Source organism: Rhodoferax sp. RT4P68 (assembly GCF_056521305.1).
This window is the reverse complement of sequence record NZ_JBWMBB010000009.1, coordinates 276,985-284,815: the sequence shown is the minus strand read 5'-3', so window position 1 is coordinate 284,815 and position 7,831 is coordinate 276,985. Positions and strand designations below refer to the sequence as shown.

5 protein-coding genes are annotated in these 7,831 nt (G+C 68.1%); all 5 read left to right on the top strand.

Annotation, left to right across the window (positions count from 1 at the left end; genetic code table 11):
• Positions 1–363 precede the first annotated feature (363 nt).
• The 5 genes from AC099J_RS20360 to AC099J_RS20340 all read left to right on the top strand — a co-directional run bounded on the left by AC099J_RS20360 (position 364) and on the right by AC099J_RS20340 (position 7,818).
• Positions 364–1,401, top strand: coding sequence for an ABC transporter permease (locus AC099J_RS20360; RefSeq protein WP_479617085.1), 1,038 nt, complete (start codon positions 364–366; stop codon positions 1,399–1,401).
• Positions 1,398–2,405: a galactofuranose ABC transporter, permease protein YjfF gene (gene yjfF, locus AC099J_RS20355; protein ID WP_479617084.1), complete on the top strand. Its 1,008-nt coding sequence runs from the start codon at positions 1,398–1,400 to the stop codon at positions 2,403–2,405. Before AC099J_RS20360 ends, yjfF begins: the two co-directional genes overlap by 4 nt.
• A 7-nt stretch (positions 2,406–2,412) precedes the next feature.
• On the top strand, positions 2,413–4,149 hold the full coding sequence (locus AC099J_RS20350; RefSeq protein WP_479617083.1) for an IlvD/Edd family dehydratase: 1,737 nt from the start codon (positions 2,413–2,415) through the stop codon (positions 4,147–4,149).
• Between the two features lie 76 nt (positions 4,150–4,225).
• The gene (locus AC099J_RS20345; RefSeq protein ID WP_479617082.1) at positions 4,226–5,146 is read left to right on the top strand and encodes a dihydrodipicolinate synthase family protein; all 921 of its coding nucleotides are present in this window, start codon (positions 4,226–4,228) and stop codon (positions 5,144–5,146) included.
• A gap of 104 nt (positions 5,147–5,250) precedes the next feature.
• Positions 5,251–7,818: a hypothetical protein gene (locus tag AC099J_RS20340; protein ID WP_479617081.1), complete on the top strand. Its 2,568-nt coding sequence runs from the start codon at positions 5,251–5,253 to the stop codon at positions 7,816–7,818.
• The last annotated feature ends 13 nt before the right edge of the window (positions 7,819–7,831 follow it).

Here is a 7,831-nt window from a genome sequence, read left to right as displayed (position 1 = left end):
GAGGTTTGTGTAATCTCCGTCATGACTTCCCCTTTCCATTTAGGTTGACTTCCGCAACGTCAATCTTGGTGCCTCGACACCGTCTCAGGACTGGGGAAGTCCCTTCGTATTCGCTGCGTAGAGCACACCATCGTCGTGGTCCGTCAGCGCCGCTCGTTGCCGTTCAGCACAACGCGCCGTGGTCAGGGTCGAGGGTATCGGGTGGCCCCTGCAGCGAAATAAAGGAGGAGCCTGGGCCGCCTGCGGCCCTGGCGGGGGACATTCGCGGAAGGGGCCACCCGGTGGCCTCGGCCCGCGCCCCACACCGTGACCCGACCACTGTCACAGCGCATACCCAGGCGACGTGCGCCGTGGACAACTGACATGAGCAAGCAGTCCTCAATCCCCACCCGCTGGATGCAACACCGCCTCGCCTGGCCCCTGGTCACGCTGGCCATCCTGCTCGCCGTCAACGCCGCCCTCAACCCCGGCTTCCTGCGCATCGAATGGCGCGAGGGCCACCTCTACGGCAGCCTGATCGACATCCTGAACCGCGCCGCGCCGCTGATCTTGGTATCGCTGGGCATGACGCTGGTGATCGCCACGCGCGGCATCGACATCTCGGTGGGCGCGGTGGTCGCCATCAGCGCCGCCGTTGCGGCCTGGGCGATTGGCGGCAACGTGGATGGCACGGCGCGCTTCGGTCTGCCGCTGGCGGTTGCGGCTGCCGTGGGTGCGGCGCTCATCTGCGGACTGTGGAACGGCGTGCTGGTCGCTGGTGTGGGCATGCAGCCCATCATTGCCACGCTGATTCTGATGGTGGCGGGGCGCGGCATCGCGCAACTCATCACCGACGGGCAGATCCTCACGGTCTACCACAAGCCCTTCTTCTTTCTCGGCGGGGGTTATCTACTGGGCCTGCCGTTTTCGGTGTTCGTCGTGGCGGCCGTGTTCGGCCTGCTGTACCTGGCCGCCACGCGCAGCGCGTTGGGGCTGTTCATCCAGTCGGTGGGCATCAACCCCACGGCCGCGCGCGTGGCCGGCGTGCAGAGCAGGCGACTGGTGCTGGGCGCCTATGTGGTCTGCGGGCTGTGCGCGGGGCTGGCGGGCTTGCTCATCAGCTCCAACATCAAGAGCGCCGACGCCAACAACGCCGGCCAGTTGCTGGAGCTGGACGCGATCCTGGCCGTGACCCTGGGCGGCACGCTGCTGACGGGCGGGCGCTTCAGCCTGGTGGGCAGCGTGATCGGCGCGCTGATCATCCAGACACTGACCTACGCCATCTATTCGCTGGGTGTGCCGCCCGAGATCAACCTGGTGGTCAAGGCCGTGGTGGTGTTCGCCGTGATGCTGCTGCAGTCGGCGGAGTTCCGCACCATGCTGCGCACCCTGGCTGTGCGGCCGGCGGAAGGAGCGCGATGAGCAGCGTGCCCGCACCGCACATGGCGCCGGCAACGGGCGCGCCGCGCTTCGACCCCAAGTACCTGCCGCTGGCCGCCACCGTCTCGCTGTTCATGGCCGTGGCCACGCTCGGCGGCCTGCGCTACGACGGCTTCTTCTCGGCCCAGGTGTTCCTGAACCTGCTGATTGACAACGCCTTCGTGCTGGTGGTCGCCATCGGCATGACGTTCGTAATCCTCACTGGCGGCATCGACCTGTCGGTGGGCTCGGTCATCGCGCTGACCACCATGGTGTCGGCCGCGCTGGTCGAGCGGCACGGCTGGAGCCCTGCGGCCACCATCCCGTTGGTGCTGGTGATGGGCACGCTCTTCGGCGGCTTCATGGGGCTGTTGATCGAGCGCTTCCGCTTGCAGCCCTTCATCGTCACGCTGGCCGGCATGTTCCTGGCGCGCGGGCTGTGCTACCTCATCAGCATCGACTCGATCAGCATCGGCAACGAGGCGTACAGCGATCTTGCGCAGATCCGCATTCCGTTAGGGGGCGAGACCTCGCTGTCGCTCTCTGCGGTGATCGCGCTCGTGGTGTTGCTGCTCGCCATCTTCGTCGCGCACTGCACGCCGTTCGGCCGCACGGTCTACGCCATCGGCGGCAACGAACAGTCGGCCCGGCTCATGGGCCTGCCGGTGCGGCGCACGCTGGTCGGCGTGTACGCGCTGTCGGGCTTTTGCTCGGCGCTGGCCGGCGTGCTGTTCACCTTCTACATGCTGTCGGGCTATGGCCTGCATGCGCTGGGGCTGGAGCTGGACGCGATTGCCGCGGTCGTCATCGGCGGCACGCTGCTGTCGGGCGGTGTCGGCTACCTCGCAGGCACGCTGTTCGGCGTGCTGATGCTGGGGATCATCCAGACCCTCATTGCCTTCGACGGCACGCTCAGTTCGTGGTGGACGCGCATCGTCGTGGGCGCGCTGCTGTTCGTGTTCTGCCTGCTGCAGCGCTTCATCACCGCGCGCGGCCCCAACCGGTGACAACTCCATGACGAAGAAACTGCGCTCCACCGAATGGTTCGGCACGGCCGACAAGAACGGCTTCATGTACCGCAGCTGGATGAAGAACCAAGGCATCCCCGACCACGAGTTCGACGGCCGGCCCATCGTCGGCATCTGCAACACCTGGTCGGAGCTGACGCCCTGCAACGCGCACTTCCGCAAGATCGCCGAGCACGTCAAGCGTGGCATCTCCGAGGCCGGTGGCTTCCCGGTCGAGTTCCCGGTGTTCAGCAACGGCGAATCGAACCTGCGGCCCACCGCCATGCTGACGCGCAACCTGGCCAGCATGGACGTGGAAGAGGCCATCCGCGGCAACCCCATCGACGCGGTGGTGCTGCTGACCGGCTGCGACAAGACCACGCCTGCGCTGCTGATGGGCGCGGCCAGCTGCGACATCCCGGCCATCGTGGTGACGGGCGGGCCGATGCTGAACGGCAAGCTGGAGGGGCGCAACATCGGCTCGGGCACGGCGGTGTGGCAGCTGCATGAGTCGTTGAAGGCTGGCGAGATCAACCTGCACCAGTTCCTCGCGGCCGAGGGTGGCATGAGCAGGTCTGCCGGCACCTGCAACACCATGGGCACGGCCTCCACCATGGCGTGCATGGCCGAGGCGCTCGGCACCTCGCTGCCGCACAACGCGGCGATCCCGGCGGTCGATGCACGGCGCTATGTGCTGGCGCAGATGTCGGGCGCGCGCGCCGTGGCCATGGCGCGCGAGGGGCTCACGCTGTCGAAGATCCTCACGCGCGAAGCCTTCGAGAATGCGATCCGCGTCAACGCCGCCATCGGCGGATCGACCAACGCGGTGATTCACCTGAAGGCGATTGCCGGGCGCATCGGCGTGCCGCTCGAACTGGAAGACTGGACGCGCATCGGCGCTGGAACGCCCACCCTGGTCGACCTGATGCCCTCGGGCCGCTTCCTGATGGAGGAGTTCTATTACGCCGGTGGCCTGCCCGCCGTGTTGCGGCGCCTGGGCGAACACGGCCTGCTGCCGCATCCCGACGCGCTCACAGTCAACGGCCAGACGATCTGGGACAACGTGCAGGACGCGCCCAGCTACGACGACGAGGTCATCCGCCCGCTGGCCAACCCGCTGATCGCCGACGGCGGCATCCGCATCCTGCGCGGCAACCTGGCGCCGCGTGGTGCGGTGCTGAAGCCCTCGGCCGCCACGCCCGCTCTTTTGCAGCACCGTGGCCGCGCCGTGGTGTTCGAGAGCCTGGAGCACTACAAGGAGCGCATCGTTGACGAGTCGCTGGACGTGGACGCCGACTCGGTCCTCGTGCTCAAAAACTGCGGCCCCCGCGGCTATCCCGGCATGGCCGAGGTCGGCAACATGGGCTTGCCGCCCAAGTTGCTGCGCCAAGGCATCAAGGACATGGTGCGCATCTCGGACGCACGCATGAGCGGCACGGCCTATGGCACGGTGGTGCTGCATGTGGCGCCCGAGGCTGCAGCCCATGGGCCGCTGCTGGCCGTGCAGGACGGCGACTGGATCGAGCTGGACTGCGCGGGCGGCCGGCTGCACCTGGACATCACCGATGACGAACTCGCTCGCCGCCTGGCCGCGCGCGCCGAGCAGGCTGCCGCCGAGGCCAAACCCTCGCGCGGCGGTTACCAGGGCTTGTATGTGCAACACGTGCTGCAGGCCGACGAGGGCTGCGACTTCGACTTCCTGGTCGGCTGCCGCGGTGCCGACGTGCCACGCCATTCGCATTGAAATAAGACCGCCGCGTTCAGCGGTCGCTCCCCCGCCCGGACACCCCCGCATCTGAAACACCGATGGAGACTTTGTGATGACTTCCCCCCGCTACCAAGGCGTCTTCCCCGTCGTGCCCACGACCTTCAAAGAAGACGGCAGCCTGGACCTTGCCAGCCAGAAGCGCTGCGTCGACTTCATGATCGACGCCGGCTCGCACGGCCTGTGCATCCTGGCCAACTTCTCCGAGCAGTTCCTGATCGCCGACGATGAGCGCGAACTGCTCACGCGCACCGTGCTCGAGCATGTGGCCGGCCGCGTGCCGGTGATCGTGTCGACCACGCACTTCAGCACCAAGGTCTGCGCCGAGCGCAGCCGCCGCGCGCAGGACATGGGCGCAGCCATGGTGATGGTCATGCCGCCCTACCACGGCGCCACCTTCCGCGTGGGCGAGCCGCAGATCCATGCGTTCTACGCCGGCGTGTCGGACGCGATCGACATTCCGATCATGGTGCAGGACGCGCCGGCCGCCGGCACGCCGATGTCGGCCGCGTTCCTGGCACGCATGGCGCAGGAGATCGAGCACCTGAGCTACTTCAAGATCGAGACGGCGGGCGCCGCGAGCAAGCTGCGCGAGCTGATCCGCCTGGGGGGTGACGCCATCGAAGGCCCGTGGGACGGCGAGGAGGCCATCACGCTGATCCCCGACCTGGACGCCGGTGCCACCGGTGCCATGACGGGCGGCGGCTACCCCGACGGCATCCGCCAGATCATGGACCCGTACATGGCCGGCAACCGCGAAGAGGCGGTCGCGCAGTACACGCGCTGGCTGCCGCTGATCAACTACGAGAACCGGCAGGCCGGGTTCCTCGCCGCCAAGGCGCTGATGCTGCAAGGCGGCGTGATCGATTGCGACCTGCCGCGCAGCCCCTGGCCCGCCATGCACCCGGAGGTGCGCAAGGGATTGCTGGAGACGGCGCGTCGGCTCGATCCGCTGGTGTTGCGCTGGGGGTCGTGAGGGCGGCACAGCGTCCCCCAAACGGTGGATGTCCGTTGCCCCCACGCGTTGACGCGTGTCGCAACGCGTCGCTATAAAGAGACTCATCACTCTCTGGGGTATCGATGCCATCACCGAATGTGTTGACCGGCCTGCTCGATGCCCTGGACCTGCTGCTCACGCCCCAGGCCGCAGGCGATCACCCGCTGACGGCGCTGCTCGATGAGTGGAAGAAGTTCTTCAAGGGCAGCGTGGCCGAGCCCACGGCGCAGGAGATCGCGGCCTGGCGTGCGCGGCTGGCCACCATGGTGGCCATGCCCGATCGCACCGGCGAGCTGCAGTTGCTCAAGGAGGCCAGCCTGCACCCGTTGCTGGGCCTGACGCTGGTGGCCGCGGCCATTCCGCACATCGCGGTGCGGCAGGTGCAGAGCAGCTGGTCGCAGATGTTCGTGGAGGAGGGCGAGCACGGCATGCCGGCGGGCTGGGACATGGCGCGGCTGACAGCGCCCGGCGTGGGCAACGGTGCAGGCGGGCGCGACACCAAGTACCTGATTTTCAGCGACATCCACCGCGACGACGCCAGCGACGATGTGGGCGATCTGCGGACCGGCTCCATCGACCACTTCAAGGGCAATGCCGCGCTCTACCAGCGCATCCTGGACCACGCCATCACCAACGGCTACACCGTGTTGGAGGCCGGCGATTGCGAAGAGCTGTGGTTCGTGCGCGATGCTGCCGCCTACCCGAGCAGGACGGTCGGCACCCAGCAGGTGCTGGACATCGAGGCCAAGATGCGCGCCATCGTGGCCAGCCACCCGGGCGTCTATGACCGGCTGCGCCAGCTGCACCACGACGGGCGCTATGTGCGCATCCAGGGCAACCATGACTCGTTCCTGAAGCAGGTGGGCGCGGACGACAGCGTGGGCCAGGTGCTCAAGGCGCGCATGGACGCGGGCGCACCGGCCGGCGTGGCGCCGTTCAAGATCTGGGACTGTGCCGTGATCGAGGGCATCAAGACCATGCAGGAGCACACCGGGCTGGACGTGCTGGGCGAGCTGGGCGACTTCGCCGCCGGGCAGCTCAACGCGCAGGGCCTGGCCACCACGCTCATGAGCGGGCGCCTGGGCATGGACGCGAACGACTACACGGCCAGGCGCCGCATGCTGGTCTGCCACGGCCACCAGTTCGACCCCTGGAACTGCCCGGACAACGAGATCCTGGGCCTGTTGATCTCCAACACCGTGGGCACCATGGCCGACCGGTGGATGGACCCGCTGCTGGACGCGCGCGGCTTTGCGCTGCAGGGCAACCCGCTGGTCGACTTCGGCGACATGCTGGCCGCGATGCCGGTGTTCGACTCCTGGCCGGGCGAGCAATCGGCCGTGCAGTTTGCGCACCGCATCCAGCACATGCCGAACGCCGGGCGCACGTTCAGCGACAACCTGATGTTCAGCGAATCGGTGCCGGCGCTGTGGGGCGCCTTCGGCCTGGCGCTGAACCACCGCAACGCCCAGGGCACGCTGGTCACGCCGGCGCAGAGCCGCGCCTCGCTCGATCTGCTGGACCCGGTGGAGCTGATGACCTACCTGGACCGGCACCACTTCCACCAGATCTGCATCGGCCACACGCACGCGCCGCACAGCCAGCCGTACTGGACGCTGGACAGCGTCTCCAAGGTCGTCAAGCCGCTCACGCCGGTGATCGACGCGATCAAGCTGCTGCTGCCGATGGAGCCGCGCATCAAGAGCGGCTACTTCAACTCCGGCACTTCGGGCTGGATGGAGGGCGTGGTCTGGGCCATCGAGATCGGCACCTCGGGCCAGGCGCGGCTGGTGTTCTGGACACGCAATTCGATCCAGCCCGAAACCATGGACTGGGAGCTGCAGGCGCTGCCGCCGGCGCTGAAGCAGCAGCTGGCCCAGTCCGTCGCGGCGGCGCTGCAGGTGGCGATCAACACGGCGGACCAGACGGCCGACGCCATCCTGGCCGCGTTGCGCCAGCGGCTGGAGGCGCTGAACATGTCGGCCGAGGCCATCGCCCAGGTGCTGAACCATGCCGCCGTGCTGCCGCTGCAATCGATGGCGCTGGCGCTGGTGTCCAAGGCCGGCCGGCTGCCGGACCAGGCGCAGGCCAGCCGGCAGTGGGTGCTGGAGGAGGTCAGCGCCAAGCTGCGCAAGGCCGGTGAGTTGCTGGACGAAGGCGCCGCTGCGCTCGGCACGCAAATGGACAAGCTGCGGGCCTTCGGTGCCGACGTGCTGCTGTCCGTCAAGCGGCGCGCGCTCGGCGGTTTTGCCGATCCGGAGGAGCGCGAGAGCTTCAGCATCCGCGCGCCCATCGCGCCGGCCGTGCAGGCGCGGCTGGCCAGGCTGCAGACGCTGTTCACGGGCATGGGCCTGGCCGAGGGGCCGGCGCTGTGCCATGCGGCGCTGGCGCTATCGGTGTTCGACCAGTTCCCACGCAGCATGCCGTTCTTCACGACCATGCGTGGGCCGCTGGACAAGGGCACGGCCGTGCTGTCCAGCCCCACGCCGGTGCTGCAGGCGCTGCTGTGTTCGCTGTGGAACTACCCCGTCTTCGGCACGCCGGTGGAGGTGCCCCGTGTGCGCATGCGGGCGAGTTTCAGCGTGAGCGGGAACATGGCCCATCTGACGGTCGAGATCAGCACCGACGCACCTCCGGTCCTCGTGTCCTGACGATCGCCCCCCA

Coding starts and splice junctions, on each gene's coding strand:
- AC099J_RS20360 (WP_479617085.1), top strand. CDS start 364: ATGAGCAAGCAGTCCTCAATCCCCACCCGCTGGATGCAACACCGCCTC.
- yjfF (WP_479617084.1), top strand. CDS start 1,398: ATGAGCAGCGTGCCCGCACCGCACATGGCGCCGGCAACGGGCGCGCCG.
- AC099J_RS20350 (WP_479617083.1), top strand. CDS start 2,413: ATGACGAAGAAACTGCGCTCCACCGAATGGTTCGGCACGGCCGACAAG.
- AC099J_RS20345 (WP_479617082.1), top strand. CDS start 4,226: ATGACTTCCCCCCGCTACCAAGGCGTCTTCCCCGTCGTGCCCACGACC.
- AC099J_RS20340 (WP_479617081.1), top strand. CDS start 5,251: ATGCCATCACCGAATGTGTTGACCGGCCTGCTCGATGCCCTGGACCTG.